Genomic DNA, 19526 nt, shown 5'->3' with positions numbered 1-19526 from the left:
CGTAGCCGTTTTGAGAGACGCCGACCGAGGGGGACCATGTTTCACGAGGTCGTCGAGGACGGGACGGTGTCCGGTGTCGACGCCGTCGGCGCCAACGGGACGCCCGATGTCGACGCGGGCGAGGTGACCCCGGGCGCGCTGCTCGCGGCGTTCGAGGTGATGGTGCGCGAGTCGGTGGCCGAGGCCGGGCGCGAGCGCGTCGGCGTCGAGACCGGCGTCGACGAGGCGGCCGTCGAGGCGGCCGCCGCGGGCGACGCGGCGGACCTCAGCGTGGACGACGCGGCGGCGATCGTCGCCGTGACCGCCGACCGCGACGCCGACGCGCTCGTCGCGGAGCTACGCGATCACCTCCTGATGGGGATGGCGACCGCGGTGCTCGACGTCGACACGGTCGCGGCGGGGATCGACGCCGATCTCACCGGCCAAGAGGTCCAACAGGCCCTCGAGGGACGAGCCGGGATGACGCTGGAACAGCTCGCGGAGGTCATGGCGGTCATCGAGCGCCGCAAGCGATGAGGGCCGTCGTCGTCGGCTGCGGCTACGTCGGGATCGAACTCGCGTCGCAGCTCGCCGATCGCGGCCACGCCGTGACGGGCGTGCGGCGGTCTGACGCGGGGATCGACGCCATCGGTGAGGTCGGGGAACGCGTCGACGGCGACGGCGCGGTCGACGCGATACGAGCGGACGCGACCGATCCGCCCTCGCTCGACGCGTTGCCCGACGCGGACGCCGTCGTCTTCGCGGCCAGCTCCGGCGGCCGAGGCGCCGAGGCGGCCCGCGAGGTGTACGTCGACGGCCTCCGAAACGTCATCGAGGAGTACGCGGCGCGGTCGTCGTCGCCGGACAGACTCGTCTACACGTCGTCGACGGGCGTGTACGGCGACCATGACGGCGGGTGGGTCGACGAGGAGACGCCGATCGATCCGACCACGGAGAAGACGCGGGTCCTCGCCGAGGCGGAACGGATCGCGCTGGAGGCCGCCGGCGACGCCGGGATCGGCGGGACCGTCGCTCGGTTCGCGGGACTGTACGGCCCCGGGCGGTACCGATTGGAGCGGTACGTCGAAGGGCCCGTCACCGCGGGGTACCTCAACATGGTCCATCGAGACGACGCCGCGGGGGCGATCCGGCACCTCCTCGAGACGGATCGCGCACGCGGCGAGCCGGTCGTGGTCGTCGACGACGAACCGGTCGACAAGCACGCGTTCGCCGACTGGCTCGCCGACGAGTGCGGCGTGCCGCGGCCGGAGAAGCGGTCGAAGGCCGAGCGGATCGCGGCCGGCGACCTCTCAGCGGCCGCCGAACGCCGGATCCGGACGAGCAAGCGCTGTTCGAACGACAGGCTCCGCGCGCTCGGGTACGAGTTCGACTATCCGACATTCCGCGAGGGATACCGCGACGCGGTGCGGTCGTTCCGCGCGACCCGAGAGTAAGCGACGCCACTGGCGGGCGTCGCCGATCGGTCGAAACAGTGACGAACCTTCATGTGGGGGGAGGGAGTCTCGGGGACACATGTGGAGCCTGAGTGCGGCCGACGAGCGACTCTCGCAGGCGGGGACGCTCGCGCGGGAGAACCCGGAGCTGACCGCGATCGCGGTCGGCGTCGCACTCGTCGCGGTCGCCGGGGGATACCTCCTGTTCCGCGCCCGCTGGACGACCGGAGTGCGGTTCCGGCGGCTGCTCGCCGACCAGGACGAGATCGCGGTGCTGATGCACCCGAACCCCGACCCGGACGCGATGTCGTCCGCCCTCGGTGTCGCGTCGCTCGCGTCTCAAGTCGATGTCGACGCGACGGTGCAGTACCCCGGACAGATCCGTCATCAGGAGAACCGCGCGTTCCGAACGGTGCTCGATCTGGAGCTCGAACCGATCGAACACGTGAGCGACCTCGCCGCCGGGTCCGTCGTGCTAGTCGATCACAACGAGCCGCGAGGGTTCGCGGGCGCCGACGGCGTCCTCCCCACGGCCGTCGTCGACCACCACCCCGGCGACGGCGCCGGAGAGCGGTTCACCGACGTCCGCACCGATTACGGAGCGACCGCCTCCGTCGTCGCCGAGTACTTCGAGGAGAACGACGCGATCCCGGTCCCGCCGGACAAGCACGCGAGCGAGACCGACAGCGACCTCACCCTCCCGACGGACACCGCGACCGGGCTGCTGTACGGTATCCTCTCCGACACGAAACACCTCACCGTCGGGGCGAGCGAGCCGGACTTCGCGGCCGCAGCGTACGTGTACCCCGGCGTCGATCAGGACTGCCTCGACCGCATCGCCAACCCCGCGGTCGACGCGGAGGTGCTGGAAGTGAAGGCGCGAGCCATCGCCGGGCGCCGCGTCGAGGGCTCGTTCGCGGTGGCGGACGTGGGCGGCGTGAACAACGTCGACGCGATCCCGCAGGCGGCCGACGAGCTGATCCAGCTCGAAGGGGTCAGCGCCGTCGTGGTGATCGGCGAGCGGGACGGGACGGTCCACCTCTCCGGGCGCTCCCGTGACGATCGGGTCCACATGGGCAACGCGATCGAATCGGTCCTCTCGGACGTCGAAAACGGAGACGGAGGCGGCCACTCGCGGATGGGCGGCGGGACCGTCGCACCGCGGATCGACCCGACGGGAGAGGACGGGCCGGAGGGGGTCGACCGAGACGAGCTCGCCGACGCGCTGTTCCGGGCGATGGCCGGCGACGTCTGAGTCCCGCCGGCTGGTCGCCGGGAGCCGGAGACAGTATTTAATTATGCGGCCGCGGAGTGAACGGTATGAACCTCGATCTCCCGACCGACGGCGGGCGGCGCGCGCTCGCGGGCGTCGGCGTCGGCTACGCGCTCGCGACCGGACTGATCTTCGTCCTGCTGTTCGCGGTTCCGTATCTGATCGTGCGGGCGCTGTAACGGCCGAACCGTCGTGACGGCAGAAAAACCGATCTGAAGCCGGTAGCGTCGGCGGTGATCAGGCGAACGCGAGCGAGTCGTCCGCGCCGCTCTCGTCGTCCTGCTGGAGCTTCTCGTGGGCCTCGAGGAAGTCGTCGAGCGTGACCTCGGTGCGGTCGTCGCGGATGGCGAACATCCCGGCCTCCGTGCAGATGGCCTTGATGTCGGCGCCGGACGCGTCGGGGGTCATCTCGGCGAGCTCGTCGAAGTCGATGTCGCTCGCGAGGTTCATCTTCCGGGTGTGGATCTGGAAGATGATCTCGCGACCGTCGGTGTTCGGCTCGGGCACCTCGATGAGGCGGTCGAACCGGCCCGGACGGAGGATGGCCGGGTCGAGCATGTCGAAGCGGTTGGTCGCGGCGATGATCCGGACCTCGCCGCGCTCGTCGAAGCCGTCCATCTCGGAGAGCAGCTGCATCATCGTCCGCTGGACCTCGGCGTCGCCGGAGGTCTTCGAATCGGTGCGCTTCGAGGCGATGGCGTCGATCTCGTCGATGAAGAGGACGGCGGGCTGGTTCTCGCGGGCGACCTCGAACAGGTCGCGGACGAGCTTCGCACCCTCGCCGATGAACTTGTGGACGAGCTCGGAGCCGGCCATCTTGATGAACGTCGCGTCCGTCTCGTTGGCGACGGCCTTCGCGAGCATCGTCTTCCCCGTGCCCGGCGGCCCGTACAGCAGAACGCCGCTCGGCGGCGTGATGCCGACGTCCTCGAACATGTCCGGGTGCTCCAGCGGCATCTCGACGGTCTCGCGGACCTCCTGCATCTGGTCTTCGAGCCCGCCGATGTCGGCGTAGGTGACGTCGGGCGAGTGCTCGACCTGCATCACGCGGGCCCGCACGTCCGTCTCCTTCTCCAGCTTCTTCACGACCGAGAGGGAGTTGTTGACCGCGACCCGGTCGTCGGGATCGAGCTTCTCGCGCATCTCCGCGGTGATCTCCGTAAGCGCCTCTTGATTGTTGCCGTGCTGTTTGATCACGGCGCCGTCGGGCGTGATCTCCTGAACGGTCGCCACGAACAGCGGGGACTGCTTCAGCTTCTTGTTCTCGTGGGTGAGCCGTTCGAGCTTCTGCTGGTACTTGTTGTTCTCCGCGTTCGCGTCGAGGAGCTTGTCGCGCATCTCCTCGTTTTGCGACTCCAGCACGTCGAGCTCATCCTGGAGGGACTCGATCTTCTCCTGTCTCGACGCCGACCCTTCGTCGTAGGGCATCTCGACGTCTTCGACGGTGTCAGTCATTGTCCGTAATAAGGCGTCTCGCGCGTAAGAGGTTTCGGGTGGGGGAGAGTAGAGCGGGACGGATCGCCGAATGAATGACCAATAGTAATGAATATGGATAGTAAATATTATTTGTCGGCATGAGATATGAGAGAGTACGCATGAGCACCACCGACGCCGTCACCGCCGACGAGGACGTCACGGACCGCTGGAGCGCCGTCCGCGATCTTCCCCCGAGCGCGAAGCTCGTGGCGAAGGTCCTCGACTACAACGACACGCTGACGCAGAGCGAACTCGCCGAGGAGACGCTGCTGCCCCCCCGGACCGTCAGGTACGCGCTCTCGCGGCTGGAAGAGGAGGACGTGGTCGACTCGCGGTTCTCCTTCACCGACGCCCGGAAGCGGCTGTACACGCTCGCGGTGTGAGTCGGCAGGGGTCGGCAGCGACGTGGACGGAGGCGGGCGAGAGCCATCATCTTATCCCCGATACCGACGCAGGGACGCCGTGGTCTCGACAACCGGCGTCAAGCGGGCCCTGGCCGCGCTGGCGACGCGTACCGACACCGCAACCCGGCCGTACGCCGCCGTGATCGACGAGGCCGAGGCCGCGCGAACCGACCTGCGGCGCGCCGCCGGGTTCGTCGAATCTGTCGGACTCGACCGGCTGGAGGAGGCGGTCGCGGCCGCCGAGCGCGACGGCGACGCGGCCGCGGCCGAGCGGGGTCGCGCGGCGCTGTCGGCCTACCGAGGATTTCGGGAGGCGGCGGCCGGCGGAGGCCGGTGAGGAGCGGTCGGACGGCGGCCCGCTCTCCGGACCGCCGACCACTTCCGCTCCGCCCCCGGAACCCCTAAACCCGACACCGGCCAACGTCCGGGCAGATGACGCGGGTGATCCACACCGGCGACACCCACATCGGGTACGCGCAGTACCACTCGCCGGTCAGACGACAGGACTTCCTCGACGCCTTCGAGGCCGTGATCGACGACGCGATCGACGGCGACGTCGACGCGGTGATCCACGCGGGCGACCTCTTCCACGACCGACGTCCCGAGCTCGTCGACCTGATGGGCACCATCTCCGTGCTCCGTCGGCTCGACGACGCCGGGATCCCCCTCCTCGCGGTCGTCGGCAATCACGAATCGACGCGGGGCGGCCAGTGGCTCGACCTCTTCGAGCGGCTGGGGCTCGCGACACGGCTCGGCGACGAGCCGACCGTGGTGGGCGACACGGCGTTCTACGGGCTCGACCACGTCCCCGTCTCCCGCCGGGACGACCTCGACTACGCGTTCGCGGACCACGACGCCGACTACGCCGCCCTCGTCGCGCACGGCCTCTTCGAGCCGTTCGGCTACGCGGACTGGGACACCGAAGCGGTGCTCGCGGAGAGCGACGTCGCGTTCGACGCGATGCTCCTCGGCGACAACCACACGCCCGACGTCGCTGAGGTGAGCGACACGTGGGTCACCTACCCGGGGTCCACCGAGCGCGCGAGCGCGAGCGAGAAGGAAGGGAGGGGCTACAACCTCGTCACCTTCGACGCGGACGCCGCGGGCGGCGACGACCGCGTGGATATCCGGCGGCGCGCGCTCGACACGCGCCCGTTCGTCTTCGTCGAAGTCGACCTCCGCGAGGGAGAGGGCGCGGCGCGGGTGCGGGAGAAGGTCCGCCAACACGACCTCGACGACGCGGTCGTGCTCGTCGACGTGACCGGCGAGGGCGAGCCGGTGACCCCGGCCGCGATCGAGGAGTTCGCGACCGAGGAGGGGGCGCTCATCGCCCGTGTCACCGACCGCCGCGAGGTCGAGACCGACGCCGAGCGCGACGTGAGCTTCGCCGACCCCGAGGACGCCGTGCGGGAGCGGATCGAGGAGATGGCGCTCTCCGAGGCGGCCCGCGACGTCGACGAGGCGGTCCGCGACGACACGCTCCCCGACAGCAACGTCAGGAAGACGGTGAAGGGGCGGGTCGAGGAGCGAATCGACGACCTCGACGCGTTCGAAGGGGGCGGAGCGGGCGGCGACGCCGAGGAAGGCGACGACGGCGACGCGGACGAGAGGGACGAGGCGCACGAGGAGACCGGGGCCGGCGACGACACCGCGGAAGACGGCGACGACGACGGCGAACGGGCCCCCGAGACCGCCGCGACCGACGGCCAAGTCTCCATGGAGGATTACCTGTGAACTTCGACCGAATCCGGCTCTCGAACTTCAAGCCGTACGGCGACGCCGACCTCCGGCTGACGCGGGGTGTCACGGTCATTCACGGGCTCAACGGGAGCGGCAAGTCGTCGCTCTTAGAGGCCTGTTTCTTCGCGCTGTACGGGTCGAAAGCGCTCGGCGGCACCCTCGACGACGTCGTCACGAAGGGCGAAGAGGAGACCGAAGTCGAGCTGTGGTTCACCCACGACGGGACGCCGTACCGGATCGAGCGGCGGCTCCGGGTGTACGACGACCGGATCGACCACCAGTGCACGCTCGAATCGACCGACGAGAGCGACGTGACCCGCGACGGCGCGCGGGCCGTGCGCGAGTTCGTCACCGAGCTGCTCCGGATGGACGCAGAGGCGTTCGTCGGCTGCGCGTACGTGCGGCAGGGAGAGGTGAACGAGCTGATCGACGCCAGTCCGCGGGAGCGCCAGGACACGATCGACGACCTGCTCCAACTCGGGAAGCTAGAGGAGTACCGCGAGCGCGCCGGGGACGCCCGGCTCGGCGTCGAGGACGTGTTAGAGAACCGCCGCGGACGGCTCGACCAGCTCGACGAGCAGATCGCGGCGAAGGAGGATCGCGACCTCCACGAGCGGCTCAACGGGCTCGAGAGCGACCTCTCGGAGGTGACAGACGAGATCGAACGCTACGAGGACCAGCGGGATCGGGCGAAGGAGACGCGCGACGACGCCGCGGAGACGCTCTCGACCCACGCGGAGAAGCGGGAGGAGCTGGAGTCGGTGAAGGCGGAGATCGGCGAGATCGAGGAGGCGATCCGCGAGGCCGAGCGCGAGCGCGACGAGCACCGGGACGCGATCCGGGAGGCCCGAGAGCGGATCGACGAGATCGAGGCCGGGATCGGGGAGCGGCTCGACGACGCCGGCCTCGACGCGGCCGACGAGGAGACCGTCGCCGCTCGCCGCGCGGAGCTCGACGAGCGCGAGGCGTCGATCCGCGAAGAGCTCGACGACGGACGGGTGAGCGCCGAGGCGCTCCGTAACCAGGCGACGAACCTCGCCGGGAAGGCCGACGACCTCGCCGACCGCGCCGCGGAGCTGGAGGGAGAGGCCGACGACCTCGCCGACGAGGCCGAGACGGCCGACGACGAGGCCCACGAGCGCGAGTCCTCGATCGAGGAGCTCCGCGAGGAGGCCGAGACCCTCCGCGAACGGTTCGCGGCTGCCGACGTGGACCGCGACGACGTCGCCGACGAGCACGAGGCGCTTCGCGAGCGACGCGGCGAGGTCCGCGAGCGGATCGCGGAGCTGTCCGCGGAGCTGAAGAACGCTCGCGAACGCGTCGCGGAGGCCGAGGAGCTGCTCGCGGCCGGCAAGTGTCCCGAGTGCGGCCAGCCGGTGGAGGACTCGCCGCACGCGGCCGGGATCGAAGATGACCGGGCGCGCGTCGACGAGCTGGAGGCCGAGCTGGAATCGGCCCGCGAACGCGAGGAGAGCCTCGACGAGCGGATCGAAGAGCTGGACGGGCTCGCGGCGGCCGCGGACCGGCTCGACGAGATCGACGAGACGACGGAGATGCTCGAAGAGCGCGTCGACGAGCGCCGGTCGGAGGCGGCTGAGAAGCGCGAGGCCGCGGCGGAAAAGCGCGAGGCCGCGGCGGAGAAGCGCGAGGAGGCCGACGAGATCCGCGATGTCGCCGCGGAAAAGCGCGAGGAGGCCGAGTCGGCCGCGGACCGCGTTGCGGAACTCGAAGCGTCGCTCGGTGCGCTCGACGAGGCCCGCGAAGCGGTGGACGCGGTCGAGGAGCGGGTAGGGGCGATCTCGGAGGCGGAGTCGGCGATCGAGCGCCGCCGCGAGAAACGGGAGACGCTCGGGGAGCTCAACGACGAGCGGCGCGACCGGCTCGCCGACAAGCGCGAGCGGCGCGACGAGCTCGCGGCCGCGGTCGACGAAGCGGCGGTCGAGGAGGCGAAGACGCGGAAGGAGAAGGCCGAGAAGTACCTCGAACGCGTCGACGGGGAGCTGGATCGGCTCGCGGAGCGGCGGACGGAGCTGGAGAACGCGATCGGGAGCGTGAACGGCGAGATTCGGGAGCTGGAGACCCTCCGCGGGGAGCGAGCGGAGTTGGCGACGACCGTCGAGGCGCTGGAGGGGCTCCACGGGGAGACGAGCGAGCTGGAGGCGATGTACGGCGACCTCCGCGCGGAGCTCCGCCAGCGCAACGTCGCCGAGTTAGAACGCACGCTCAACGAGACGTTCGATCTGGTGTACGGCAACGACGCCTACTCGCACATCGAGCTCGACGGCGAGTACGCGCTCACGGTCTACCAGAAGGACGGCGAGGCGCTCGATCCCGAGCAGCTCTCCGGCGGCGAGCGCGCCCTGTTCAACCTCTCGCTACGCTGCGCGATCTACCGGCTGCTCTCCGAGGGGATCGAAGGCGCCGCGCCGACCCCGCCGCTCATCCTCGACGAGCCGACCGTCTTCCTCGACTCCGGGCACGTCTCCCGGCTCGTCCGGCTCGTGGAGGAGATGCGCGGCTTCGGCGTCGAGCAGATCCTCATCGTTAGCCACGACGACGAGCTGGTGGGCGCCGCCGACGAGCTCGTCACCGTCGAGAAGGAGCCGCGCTCGAACCGCTCGACGGCCCGCCGCGCGGACGCCGCCGAGCTCGACGCCGCGTCGCTCGCGGACGACTGATCTCGGCCGTCGCTCAGCCGCCCTCGGCGCGGTCGCGCCCCGCGGCGATGTCCGCCTCAGGCCCGCCTCGCAGGAGCTCGATCGCCTCGCTCGCGTCGTCCGTCGCGGCGTACCCCCGCCGGCCGTCGACGTCGACCTCGGCGATCAGGCCGGCCGCGCGGAGCTCGGTGACCGTCCCGTGGAGGTCGGACTCGCACAGCTCCGTCGCGTCGAGCAGCTCGATCACGGGGAGCGGCCCCTCGTCGACGACCACGGCGAGCAGGCCGAGCGACCGGTCGTCGTGGACCGCGCGCATCGTTTTGCGGACCGACGAGGGAACTCCGGAGGCCGCGGTCGCGAGCGGCGACTCCCCGTCGACGACGCTGAGTTCGTCGTTGTCGACGTAGCGCTCCGCGCCCGTGGCCGGGTCGCGGACGCGGCTCGACTCCGCGGAGCGCTTCACCAGGAGGTACGTGTCGCCGTCGGCGTCGCGGACCGTCTGCATAGGCGAAGGAGAGAGTCCCCAATTCATTACGCTTCCGGGGGCGTGTGGTCGTCCGGGTCGTCAGCGTCGTCAGCGTCGTCCGGGTCGTCAGCGTCGTCAGCGTCATCGGCGTCGGCAGCGTCGTCGGCCTTAGCGTCCGCAGCCCCGGAGCGAGCGGCCTCGACAGCGTCCGCGTCGGCATCGATACCATCCGTATCGGCATCCGCGTCGGCCGCCTCGTCCCGAGAGCGCTCCCAGGCACGGTACGTCTGGTACGTCCGAACGCCGGCGAGAAGCCCGGCGACGAGGAGGACCGGACCGACGCGCGACCACCCCTCGAAGTACCAAACCATCGGGCCGAGCGCGACGAGGAACACCGCGGCGTTGGCGTAGATCACGGCGACCACGAACGCGCGGAGCGTGCCGGAGTCGACGTCGCTCGCGCCCTCGAAGTCGCCCCCGTCGTCGAACGTCTTCACCGAGGGGGCCTTCGGGATGTCCGGCGTCATCTCCCGCTCGGCGTCGGAGCTCTCGCCGAAGGAGACCTCGCCCTCGTCGTCCTCGTCGAGGCTGAACACGTACGGTCGTACGCGGGGGCGAGGCAAAGGGGTTCCGTCCGGTCGCGACCGGGACGTCGCGTCCGCGGGGAAGGTGGCGCGGCCGCGGAGAAGCCGGCACCGCCACTACGGACGTGAGACGAGCGCGGAACCGAAGCGCCGCGTCAGGTCGCGTCTGCGAGCCGGACCGTTCGGCTCGCCTCGACCCACGCGAGGGGGTTCGCGGCGTCGAACAGCACCACGTTCCCGTCGTCCTCGTACACCTCCACCTCGGCGTCGACCGCGTCGCGACCGGTCGGGCGAGCCACCTCGGGTTCCGAACGTGGGTCCGAAGACATGGACCGTGGTAAGTCATCACACATTAAAGGCCTTTCCGTGGCGCGAGTCCTCGCCGCACCCGAAAGCCGAGTTTTTTAGCCGGGTGCCGCCGAAGGACCGATATGACTCAGTCGGGGCTGTCGGACTTCTCGTCGCCCGCGGACGCGGACGAGGGGGAGCACGGCGGCACGGAAACCGAACGGGAGGACCTCGCCGCACAGGAGGCGGCCGTCGTCGCCGGCGGCGGGCGGGGCCGCGTCAGCGACGTCGTCGACGTCGACGAGGCGAAGTTCCCGGAGTCGACCGGGACCGTCGAGCTGATGATCACCCAGATCGACTACGCCGTGGAGGGATACGGGAGCGACGAGTACCCCGTCGTTCACGTCTTCGGCCGGCGCCCGGCGGCGACCGTCGACCGCGACGTCGAGGACGACGTCCGCGAGCACGTCCGCGTGCTGGGCGTCGAGCCGTACTTCTACGTCCCCACCGCCGACCTCGACCGCGACCCCGTCGAGGCGTACGACGTCGTGATCGGGACGCGCGAGGAGGGCCCGGACGGCGAGCCGTACGAGAGCATCCGCGGCGAGCCGCTCACCCGGATCGTCACCCGGACGCCCCGCGACGTCGGGAACATCCGCGACGACTTCGAGACCAGCTTCGAGGCTGACATCCTCTTCCCGAACCGCTTCCTGATCGACAACGGGATCAACGGCGGGATGCGGGTCGAGGAGCGCCGGCTCGACGACGGCTCCGGGACGATGCAGGTCCACGAGGGGCAGCTGGAGCCGGCCGAGGTCGACGCCGACCTCCGCGTGAACACCTTCGACATCGAGGTCGACGACCGCCGGGGGTTCCCCGAGGACGGCGAGGAGCCGATCATCTGTCTCACGAGCCACGACTCCTACGACGACGAGTACGTCGTCTGGCTGTACGACGCCCCCGAGGCCGAGATCCCGCCGCCCGAGGACCTCCCCGACTACGAGGGGATCGCGAGCGACGGCGAGATCGACTTCCGGGTCGAGACGTTCACCGAGGAGGCCGCGATGCTCGACGCGTTCGTCGACTACATCGACGACACCGACCCAGATCTTTTTAGTGGGTGGAACTTCGAGGATTTCGACGCGCCGTATCTCCTCGATCGCATGGAAGTGCTCGACGACGGGAGCCAGTACGACCTCTCCGTCGATCGGCTCTCCCGGATCGGCGAGGTGTGGCGCTCCGGCTGGGGCGGCCCCGACATCAAGGGCCGGGTCGTCTTCGACCTGCTGTACGCGTACAAGCGGACAATGTTCACGGAGCTGGAGTCGTACCGGCTCGACGCGGTCGGCGAGCGCGAGCTCGGCGTCGGCAAGGAGCGGTATACGGGCGACATCGGCGACCTCTGGGAGCAGGACCCCGAGCGCCTGCTGGAGTACAGCATCCGCGACGTGGAGCTGTGCGTCGAGATCGACCGGAAGCAGGACGTGATCGCCTTCTGGGACGAGGTGCGCACCTTCGTCGGCTGCAAGATCGAGGACGCGCCGACCCCCGGCGACACGGTCGACATGTACGTCCTCCACAAGGCGTTCGGGAAGTTCGCGCTCCCGACGAAGGGCCAACAGGAGTCGGAGGAGTTCGAGGGCGGCGCCGTCTTCGACCCGATCACCGGCGTCAAGGAGATGGTGACGGTCCAGGACCTGAAGTGTTTCAGCGCCGACACGGACGTCGCAACGCCGAACGGGCTCAAGCCGATAACAGAACTGAATGTCGGCGATCCCGTCTACACGTTGAATTCAGAAACGTTTGAGTGCGAAATCAAGCCAGTCGCCGAGACTCATTCGTACCAAAACGAATACGGCGAGCTACACCACGTCAGCGGGAACACGCACGATTTTAAAGTGACGGAGAATCACCGGTTCCTCCTGTCACAGAGCCGCGGATGGAGCGATCTCGGCCCGTCGGATTTCGAGTTCAGCGAATACCGTGATGTGCCGGAATACGAGCGGTTCGCATTCCCCATACACGAACCGATGGCCGGATCGAAACGCGAGAAGTTCGACCTTTTCGAGGAGGTCGAAGACGGCCACGTCGCCGTGTACGCTCACGACGGCTTGACCGGATTCCGAGCAGCGATGCCCGTGGGAATCGAGTCTGAACTCGATCGGGCGAAGGGAACATCTCGACTCGCGACGGTTGATGGAAAAGCCGGAAAATATCTGATACCGATCGAGGTGTATCGACAGAACCGCGAACAGATCGAGGAACACGCCGACGAGACCCTTCTTAAATACGATCGCGGACACGCTGAAATGCCCCTCTCCTTCAACATGGACGACTGGCTTGAACTGATGGGCTGGTTCGTCACGGAGGGAAGTTTTGTTCGTGAGGTTCCCGGGATCGTGTTACATCAACGCGATCCGCAGGGTCGAGAGTCGATCCGGGATCTGTTAGAACGGATTGATCTGAACTACGCGAGCAACGAAACGCGGTTCAAAATCTCAAACCGATTCCTTCACGATTGGTTCCGGGATCACTGCGGCGACGGGTTCTCTGAAAAACATCTTCCGGAGTGGGTGTTCGGTCTCGACGCGGGCCACCTTCGTCATCTGCTCGACACGCTCATCGATGGCGACGGGAGCCGGACAGAAAGCGGACTCAACAAGTTCTGGACCAAAAGCGATCGGCTGAAACAGGACGCCGTCCGGCTCGGAGTGCGGTGTGGCGAGAAGCCGACGGTTACGAAACAGTCCGACGGGACGTGGTACGTCTCGATCGGAAAGCAAGGGTCATTGAAAAAGGCGAACGCCACGACCGAACCGCACGACGGACAAGTACACTGTATCACAGCCCAGGATAACCACACTGTACTCGCCGGACGGAACGGCCACCTCCAATGGATCGGACAGTCGCTGTACCCGATGTGCATGGTGACGATCAACGCCGGCCCGGAGACGAAGGTCGACCCCGCCGAGTACGACGGCGAGACGTACGTCGCGCCCAACGGAACCCACTTCCAGAAGGAGCCGGACGGGATCATGCGCGAGATGGTCGACGAACTCCTCTCCGAGCGCGAGGAGAAGAAGTCCCTCCGGAACGACCACGACCCCGGCACCGAGCCGTACGAGCAGTACGACCGTCAGCAGGGAGCTGTCAAGGTTATTATGAACTGCTTCACGCCGGACACCGAGGTCGTGACGCCCGACGGCGTACGGTCGATCACGGAGTTGGAGGTCGGCGACGCCGTGTACTCGCTCGATCCCGACACGGAGGAGATGGTGGCGAAGACCGTCGAAGAGACCCACGCGTACCCCGATTACCGAGGCGAACTCGTCGACGTCGAGACCTCGAAGATCGATTTCCGGGTGACGCCGAACCACCGGATGCTCGTCCGAAAGAACGAGACGAACGGGATCACCGAGGACGGGTACAGTTTCGTGGAGGCGGGCGACCTCGACCGGGCGACGAACTACGAGCTTCCCCACGACTGGGACGGACCGGACGGCGAACGGGTCGACGAGATCGATCTGACCGAACTCGTCGACGGCGACTACGAGGTGTGGGTCCGACCGAGCGTCCACGGCCACACGTTCACCGCCGAACTGGGATGGACGCCGCGGCGCGTTCCGAAGGCGGACGTCGGCGAGACCGGCTACGTGTTCACGGCGGCGGAGTTCGAGGAACACCGCGAGTACGTCGAGTCGGTGTGCGAGACGAGCTACGTTCACCGGGAGTCCGGGCGGAAGTGGGTCCCGCGGACCTACGACGGGGACGACTTCCTCGAACTGCTCGCGTGGTACGTCACGGAAGGGAACGTGTACACCTCCGAGGAGAAGCGGTTCGGCGACAACCTCCGCGGCTCCGCGACCACGATACAGATCGCGCAGGACGCCGTGGCGGACGGCGGCGACTCCGACCGCGAGACGATCGGGGATCTCCTCGATCGGATGGAACTAGACTACTACGTCGACGACCACAGCTACCAGTTCACCTCGGAGCTGCTCGGGGACCTCCTCCGAGACAGCTGTGGAGACGGGAGCTTCGAGAAGCGGATCCCGGACCGCGTCTTCGAGGCGAGCGTGGCGCAGAAACGCGCGTTCCTGGAGACGCTGATCGACGGCGACGGCGACCGGCAGACCGGATCGTGGCGGTACACGACGTCGAGCGAGCGGCTTCGAGACGACGTGCTCCGCCTGTGTGCCCACCTCGGGATCACCGCGAGCTACAACCGCGACAGCGGGAGCTGGCGGATTTACGTCACGGAAGGCGGGAAGAACACGCTCCGGATGCATCGGAGCGGGTCCCGGAGCGAGGCCGAGGACGGGGTCTACTGCGTGACCGTCGAGGACAACCACACGCTCCTCGCGGGGCGGAACGGGAAGTTCCAATTCGTCGGCCAGTCGCTGTACGGCGTGACGGGATGGGACCGGTTCCGTCTCTACGACAAAGAGGGCGCAGCGGCCGTCACGGCGACCGGTCGCGAGGTCATCGACTTCACCGAGGAGGCCGCGAACGAGCTCGACTACGAAGTCGCCTACGGCGACACCGACAGCGTCATGCTTTCTCTGTCTGACATGTCGAAAGAGGAGGCGATCGAGACCTCCTTCGAGATAGAGGACCACATCAACGAGCGCTACGACGACTTCGCGCGCGACGAGCTGAACGCCGAGTTCCATCGCTTCCAGATCGAGTTCGAGAAGCTCTACCGGCGGTTCTTCCAGGCGGGCAAGAAGAAGCGCTACGCCGGCCACATCATCTGGAAGGAGGGCAAAGACGTCGACGACATCGACATCACCGGTTTCGAGTACAAGCGGTCGGACATCGCCGGCATCACGAAGGAAGTCCAGCAGAACGTCATCGAGACGATCGTCACGGGCGACGACATCGACGAGGACATGGAAGAGGTGAAGACGTACCTCGTGGACGTCATCGCCCGCGTGCTCGAGGGCGACATGGACCTCGACGAGATCGGGATCCCGGGCGGGATCGGCAAGAAGCTGGACGCCTACGACACGCCGACCGCGCAGGTCCGCGGCGCGAAGTACGCGAACCGCATGCTCGGGACCAACTTCGGGAGCGGGTCGAAGCCGAAGCGGCTCTACATCGAGAAGGTCCACCCCGACTTCTGGCAGCGGATGGAGGGAGAGAAGGGGCTCGACCCGCAGCGCGACCACCTGTACGGGGAGTTCAAGCGCGACCCCGACGTGATCTGCTTCGAGTACGCCGACCAGGTCCCGGAGGAGTTCGAGGTCGACTGGGAGAAGATGCTCGACAAGACGCTGAAAGGGCCCATCGAGCGCGTCATCGAGGCGCTCGGCATGTCGTGGGAGGAAGTCAAGACCGGACAGGAGCAGACCGGACTCGGCTCGTTCATGTAGACAGGTCGTCTCGCTGAAAGCAGTTTTCGATCGTTGGAAAAATTCTTGCTTGATTCGAGAGTTTTGTCGGGGGGATGCGTAACCATTAACCGCCTCAACCACTACCGTCAACGTACGAGGCACGAGAATACACATGGCTACTCTCGAAATCAACGATCTTCACACACGAGTGGCGGAAGAGGGCGGCGAACGCATCCTTCGCGGGGTCGACCTGACCGTCGAGTCCGGCGACATCCACGCGCTGATGGGGCCGAACGGCTCCGGGAAGTCGACGCTCGCGAAGGTCATCGCCGGCCACCCGGCGTACGAGGTCACCGACGGCGAGGTCCTGCTCCACCTCGACGAGGAGGACGTCGCGGACATCAGCGCCGACCTCGACGACGACGACTATCACTGGGAGCTGCTGGAGATGGAGCCGAACGAGCGCGCCGCGCTCGGCATCTTCCTCGGCTTCCAGTACCCGGCGGAGATCGAGGGTGTCACCATGACGAACTTCCTCCGGCAGGCGCTCAACGCGAAGGCGGACGAGCGGGAGGAGCTGTTCGAGGACGAGGAGGCCGACGAGGCCGACGCCGACGAGGACGACGAGGGCTACGAGACCTCCCCGATGGAGGGCGCCGCCGACGACGGCGATATCGGCGTCGCCGAGTTCCAGCAGATCCTCTCGGAGAAGATGGAGCTGCTCGACATGGACGAGAAGTTCATGCAGCGCTACCTCAACGCCGGCTTCTCCGGCGGGGAGAAAAAGCAGAACGAGGTTCTGCAGGCCGCGATGCTGGAGCCCGCGATCGCCGTGCTCGACGAGATCGACTCCGGGCTCGACATCGACCGGCTCCAAGACGTCTCCGAGGGAATCAACGCCCTCCGCGACGAGCAGGGCACGGGCGTCCTCCAGATCACCCACTACCAGCGAATCTTAGACTACGTCGAGCCCGACCACGTCCACGTGATGCTCGACGGCCAAGTCGTCAAGAGCGGCGGGGCGGAACTCGCGGAGAAGCTCGAGGACAAGGGGTACGACTGGGTCCGCGAGGACGCGTTCGATGCGGCGTAACCACAAATGGTCACGCAACAGGAATAAACGGGGGAACACGTAACATAATATCATGAGTTCACAACAAGACGATCTCAAAGAGACAGACACCGAGGCCCGCTTCGAGTTCAAGAAGGAGGAGAAGTCCGCTTTCCAGACCGAGAAGGGCCTCACCGAGGAGACGGTCCGCGTCATCTCGGAGGACAAGGACGAACCGGAGTGGATGCTGGAGCGGCGCCTTCGCGCCCTCAAGCAGTTCCAGGAGATGCCGATGCCGACCGACTGGCCCGGCCAGCCGGACCTGAGCGAGGTCGACGTCGACGAGATCATCCCGTACATCCGGCCGGACGTCGACGTCCGCGCCGGCGTGGACGACTGGACCGAGCTCCCGGACGAAATCAAAGACACCTTCGACAAGCTGGGCATCCCGGAGGCCGAGAAGAACGCGCTCTCCGGCGTCGGCGCCCAGTACGAGTCGGAGGTCGTCTACCAGAACATGCAGGAGCGGTGGGAAGAGAAGGGCGTCATCTTCTGTAACATGGACGAGGCCGTCCAGGAGCACGAAGAGCTCGTCCGCGAGCACTTCATGACGAAGTGCGTCCCCCCGAGCGACAACAAGTTCGCGGCGCTCCACGGCGCCATCTGGTCCGGCGGCTCGTTCGTCTACGTCCCGGAGAATACCACCGTCGACATGCCCGTGCAGGCGTACTTCCGGATGAACTCCGAGGGGATGGGCCAGTTCGAGCACACGCTCATCATCGCCGAAGAGGGCTCGGAAGTCCACTACATCGAGGGCTGTTCCGCGCCGAAGTACTCGAAGTTCAATCTCCACTGCGGCGGCGTGGAAGTGTTCGTCGACGAGGACGCCCACGTCCAGTACTCGACCGTGCAGAACTGGTCGAAGAACACGTACAACCTGAACACGAAGCGCGCCATCGCCGAGAAGGGCGGGCGCATGGAGTGGATTTCGGGGTCGATGGGGTCGAAGGCAACGATGCTGTACCCCTCGACGATCCTGAAGGGCCGCGGCGCCTCCGACAACCACATCACTATCGCCTTCGCGGGCGAGGGCCAAGACATCGACACCGGTGCGAAGGTGTACCACAACGCGCCGGACACGAAGTCCACCGTCGAGTCGAAGTCGATCGCGAAGGACGGCGGCCGCACGAACTACCGCGGCCTCGTCCACATCGCCGACGGCGCCGAGAACTCTTCGACCGCCGTCGAGTGCGACGCGCTGATGTTCGACAACGAGTCGACGTCGGACACGATGCCGTACATGGAGATCAACGAGTCGAAGGTCGACGTCGCCCACGAGGCGACCGTCGGGAAGATCGGCGACGAGGACATCTTCTACCTCCAGTCGCGCGGCCTCGACGACGACGACGCGAAACAGATGATCGTTTCGGGCTTCATCGAGCCCATCACGGAGGAGCTGCCCATCGAGTACGCCGTCGAGCTCAACCGGCTCGTCGAACTCGAGATGGAGGGCTCGCTCGGATAACATGAGCACGCAAGCAATCGAGAGCCTCTCGGAGGACACGGTACGACGCATCGCCGACGAACGCGACGAGCCCGAGTGGCTACTCGAGACCCGTCTGAACGCGCTTTCGGCGCTGGAGACGGCCGATCTGCCCGACGTCATCCAGACGCCCGGGCGCCGCTGGACAGACCTGGAGTCGCTCGACTTCGAGGCGCTCGTCGACCCGCTGAACCAGTCCGACGCCACGGAGCGGTCGGCCGGCGACGACGAGGTCGTCGTCCTGCCCTTCACCGAGGCGTTCGACGAGTACGGCGACGTCATCGAGGCGAACTTCGGCTCGGTGCTCGACCCCGAGCACAACTACCTCACGGCGCTGTCGGTCGCGCTGTTCACGACCGGCACGTTCGTCTACGTCCCCGAGGGCGTCGACGTCGAGGACGTGACGGTGCGCGCGGAGATGAACTCCCGCTCGCTGTTCAGCCAGACGCTCGTCGTCGCCGAGGAGTCGTCGTCGGTGACGATCCTCGAGTCGATCGAGAGCGGTGACAGCGCGGTCGACGGCGACCGCTACTTCTCGAACCTCGTCGAGATCGCCGCGGGCGAGAACTCGAACGTCCAGTTCGGCTCGCTCCAGAACCTCGACGACGACTCGTACACGTACTCGCTGAAGCGCGGCGTGACGGACGCGTACGCGACGGTCGACTGGATCGAGAGCAACTTCGGCTCGAAGCTCACCCGCTCGGACGTCGAGACCGAACTGAGCGGCGACGGCTCCGAGAGCCAGATCGTCGGGACGTTCTTCGGCACCGACGACCAGCACTTCGACATCAACGCCCGCGTCTGGCACCAGGCCGAGCACACGACGGCCGACCTCGTCACGCGCGGCGTGCTCGACGACGTGGCCCGCTCCGTCTACGAGGGCGTTCAGGACGTCGGCGAGGACGCGTGGAACACGTCCAGCTACCAGCGCGAGAACACGCTGATGCTGTCGGACGACGCCGAGGCCGACGCGTCGCCGAAGCTGATCATCCACAACCACGACACCGAGGCGTCGCACTCCGCGACGGTCGGGCAGGTCGACGCCGAGGACCTGTTCTACCTCGAGAGCCGCACGATCGACTCCCACACGGCGCGGAACATGCTCGTCGAGGGCTTCTTCGTGCCCGTGTTAGAGGAGATCGCGGTCGACGAGTCCCGCGACGACGTTCAGGAGCTCGTCCTCCAGCGGCTCCAGTAGACGGAGTCGTCGCGTTTTTTCGGAGACGTCGAAACGGCCGCGGCGACGACGCCGCAGCTCGCGGACGCGTTCGAGAC

At 67.4% G+C, this 19526-nt stretch carries 16 protein-coding genes; 12 read left to right on the top strand and 4 right to left on the bottom strand.

The window, feature by feature from the left end; translation table 11 throughout:
• Positions 1-36: 36 nt before the first annotated feature.
• The 4 genes from DJ82_RS03880 to DJ82_RS15445 all read left to right on the top strand — a co-directional run bounded on the left by DJ82_RS03880 (position 37) and on the right by DJ82_RS15445 (position 2885).
• Complete coding sequence (locus DJ82_RS03880; RefSeq protein WP_170938220.1) at positions 37-516, top strand: DUF5791 family protein; 480 nt, start codon at positions 37-39, stop codon at positions 514-516.
• Positions 513-1433: an NAD-dependent epimerase/dehydratase family protein gene (locus tag DJ82_RS03875; protein ID WP_094581107.1), complete on the top strand. Its 921-nt coding sequence runs from the start codon at positions 513-515 to the stop codon at positions 1431-1433. The genes DJ82_RS03880 and DJ82_RS03875 overlap by 4 nt, the downstream gene beginning before the upstream one ends.
• A gap of 79 nt (positions 1434-1512) precedes the next feature.
• Positions 1513-2688: a bifunctional oligoribonuclease/PAP phosphatase NrnA gene (locus DJ82_RS03870; protein ID WP_094525275.1), complete on the top strand. Its 1176-nt coding sequence runs from the start codon at positions 1513-1515 to the stop codon at positions 2686-2688.
• 65 nt (positions 2689-2753) lie between these two features.
• Positions 2754-2885, top strand: coding sequence for a hypothetical protein (locus DJ82_RS15445; RefSeq protein WP_275093918.1), 132 nt, complete (start codon positions 2754-2756; stop codon positions 2883-2885).
• A 58-nt stretch (positions 2886-2943) separates the two neighbouring features.
• Here the strand turns inward: DJ82_RS15445 and DJ82_RS03865 are convergent, their stop codons facing one another.
• Positions 2944-4161 carry a proteasome-activating nucleotidase gene (locus DJ82_RS03865; protein ID WP_094581106.1) on the bottom strand — a complete coding sequence of 406 codons (1218 nt, stop codon included), beginning with the start codon at positions 4159-4161 and terminating at the stop codon, positions 2944-2946.
• Between the two features lie 140 nt (positions 4162-4301).
• On the opposite strand from DJ82_RS03865, the gene DJ82_RS03860 reads away from it, so the two are divergent.
• The 4 genes from DJ82_RS03860 to rad50 all read left to right on the top strand — a co-directional run bounded on the left by DJ82_RS03860 (position 4302) and on the right by rad50 (position 9004).
• The gene (locus DJ82_RS03860) at positions 4302-4565 is read left to right on the top strand and encodes a helix-turn-helix domain-containing protein (RefSeq protein ID WP_094525277.1); all 264 of its coding nucleotides are present in this window, start codon (positions 4302-4304) and stop codon (positions 4563-4565) included.
• A gap of 79 nt (positions 4566-4644) precedes the next feature.
• Positions 4645-4923, top strand: coding sequence for a hypothetical protein (locus tag DJ82_RS03855; protein WP_094525278.1), 279 nt, complete (start codon positions 4645-4647; stop codon positions 4921-4923).
• Between the two features lie 95 nt (positions 4924-5018).
• The gene (gene mre11 / locus DJ82_RS03850) at positions 5019-6320 is read left to right on the top strand and encodes a DNA double-strand break repair protein Mre11 (protein WP_094581105.1); all 1302 of its coding nucleotides are present in this window, start codon (positions 5019-5021) and stop codon (positions 6318-6320) included.
• Entirely contained in the window at positions 6317-9004 is a 2688-nt protein-coding gene (rad50, locus tag DJ82_RS03845) for a DNA double-strand break repair ATPase Rad50 (RefSeq protein WP_094557378.1), read from the top strand. Before mre11 ends, rad50 begins: the two co-directional genes overlap by 4 nt.
• Before the next feature lie 13 nt (positions 9005-9017).
• Here the strand turns inward: rad50 and DJ82_RS03840 are convergent, their stop codons facing one another.
• The 3 genes from DJ82_RS03840 to DJ82_RS14910 form a co-directional block, all read right to left on the bottom strand.
• Entirely contained in the window at positions 9018-9488 is a 471-nt protein-coding gene (locus DJ82_RS03840) for a hypothetical protein (RefSeq protein ID WP_094527638.1), read from the bottom strand.
• A 26-nt stretch (positions 9489-9514) separates the two neighbouring features.
• Entirely contained in the window at positions 9515-10045 is a 531-nt protein-coding gene (locus DJ82_RS03835) for a hypothetical protein (RefSeq protein ID WP_094557377.1), read from the bottom strand.
• 143 nt (positions 10046-10188) lie between these two features.
• A complete protein-coding gene (locus DJ82_RS14910) occupies positions 10189-10362 on the bottom strand; it encodes a hypothetical protein (RefSeq protein ID WP_170938219.1) in 174 nt (57 codons plus the stop codon).
• Positions 10363-10464: 102 nt separating this feature from the next.
• Here DJ82_RS14910 and DJ82_RS03830 point away from each other — a divergent pair, with 102 nt between their 5' ends.
• The 4 genes from DJ82_RS03830 to sufD all read left to right on the top strand — a co-directional run bounded on the left by DJ82_RS03830 (position 10465) and on the right by sufD (position 19449).
• Positions 10465-15696, top strand: a complete 5232-nt coding sequence (locus DJ82_RS03830) for a DNA polymerase domain-containing protein (RefSeq protein WP_094581104.1) — start codon at positions 10465-10467, stop codon at positions 15694-15696.
• Between the two features lie 133 nt (positions 15697-15829).
• Positions 15830-16750 carry an ABC transporter ATP-binding protein gene (locus DJ82_RS03825; protein ID WP_094525284.1) on the top strand — a complete coding sequence of 307 codons (921 nt, stop codon included), beginning with the start codon at positions 15830-15832 and terminating at the stop codon, positions 16748-16750.
• Between the two features lie 52 nt (positions 16751-16802).
• Complete coding sequence (sufB, locus tag DJ82_RS03820; protein WP_094526477.1) at positions 16803-18233, top strand: Fe-S cluster assembly protein SufB; 1431 nt, start codon at positions 16803-16805, stop codon at positions 18231-18233.
• Position 18234: 1 nt separating this feature from the next.
• On the top strand, positions 18235-19449 hold the full coding sequence (sufD, locus tag DJ82_RS03815; protein WP_094581103.1) for a Fe-S cluster assembly protein SufD: 1215 nt from the start codon (positions 18235-18237) through the stop codon (positions 19447-19449).
• Positions 19450-19526: the final 77 nt, after the last annotated feature.

The sequence above is a fragment of the Halorubrum sp. Ib24 genome, assembly GCF_002252745.1.
In the GTDB taxonomy this organism is placed as follows: Archaea; Halobacteriota; Halobacteria; order Halobacteriales; family Haloferacaceae; genus Halorubrum.
Note: the sequence above shows the minus strand (reverse complement) of the source record. Positions and strands in the feature narration are given on the sequence as shown.

Coding starts and splice junctions, on each gene's coding strand:
- mre11 (WP_094581105.1), top strand. CDS start 5,019: ATGACGCGGGTGATCCACACCGGCGACACCCACATCGGGTACGCGCAG.
- DJ82_RS14910 (WP_170938219.1), bottom strand. CDS start 10,362: ATGTCTTCGGACCCACGTTCGGAACCCGAGGTGGCTCGCCCGACCGGT.
- DJ82_RS03830 (WP_094581104.1), top strand. CDS start 10,465: ATGACTCAGTCGGGGCTGTCGGACTTCTCGTCGCCCGCGGACGCGGAC.
- DJ82_RS03840 (WP_094527638.1), bottom strand. CDS start 9,488: ATGCAGACGGTCCGCGACGCCGACGGCGACACGTACCTCCTGGTGAAG.
- sufB (WP_094526477.1), top strand. CDS start 16,803: ATGAGTTCACAACAAGACGATCTCAAAGAGACAGACACCGAGGCCCGC.
- DJ82_RS03825 (WP_094525284.1), top strand. CDS start 15,830: ATGGCTACTCTCGAAATCAACGATCTTCACACACGAGTGGCGGAAGAG.
- DJ82_RS03880 (WP_170938220.1), top strand. CDS start 37: ATGTTTCACGAGGTCGTCGAGGACGGGACGGTGTCCGGTGTCGACGCC.
- sufD (WP_094581103.1), top strand. CDS start 18,235: ATGAGCACGCAAGCAATCGAGAGCCTCTCGGAGGACACGGTACGACGC.
- DJ82_RS15445 (WP_275093918.1), top strand. CDS start 2,754: ATGAACCTCGATCTCCCGACCGACGGCGGGCGGCGCGCGCTCGCGGGC.
- DJ82_RS03865 (WP_094581106.1), bottom strand. CDS start 4,161: ATGACTGACACCGTCGAAGACGTCGAGATGCCCTACGACGAAGGGTCG.
- DJ82_RS03870 (WP_094525275.1), top strand. CDS start 1,513: ATGTGGAGCCTGAGTGCGGCCGACGAGCGACTCTCGCAGGCGGGGACG.
- DJ82_RS03860 (WP_094525277.1), top strand. CDS start 4,302: ATGAGCACCACCGACGCCGTCACCGCCGACGAGGACGTCACGGACCGC.
- DJ82_RS03875 (WP_094581107.1), top strand. CDS start 513: ATGAGGGCCGTCGTCGTCGGCTGCGGCTACGTCGGGATCGAACTCGCG.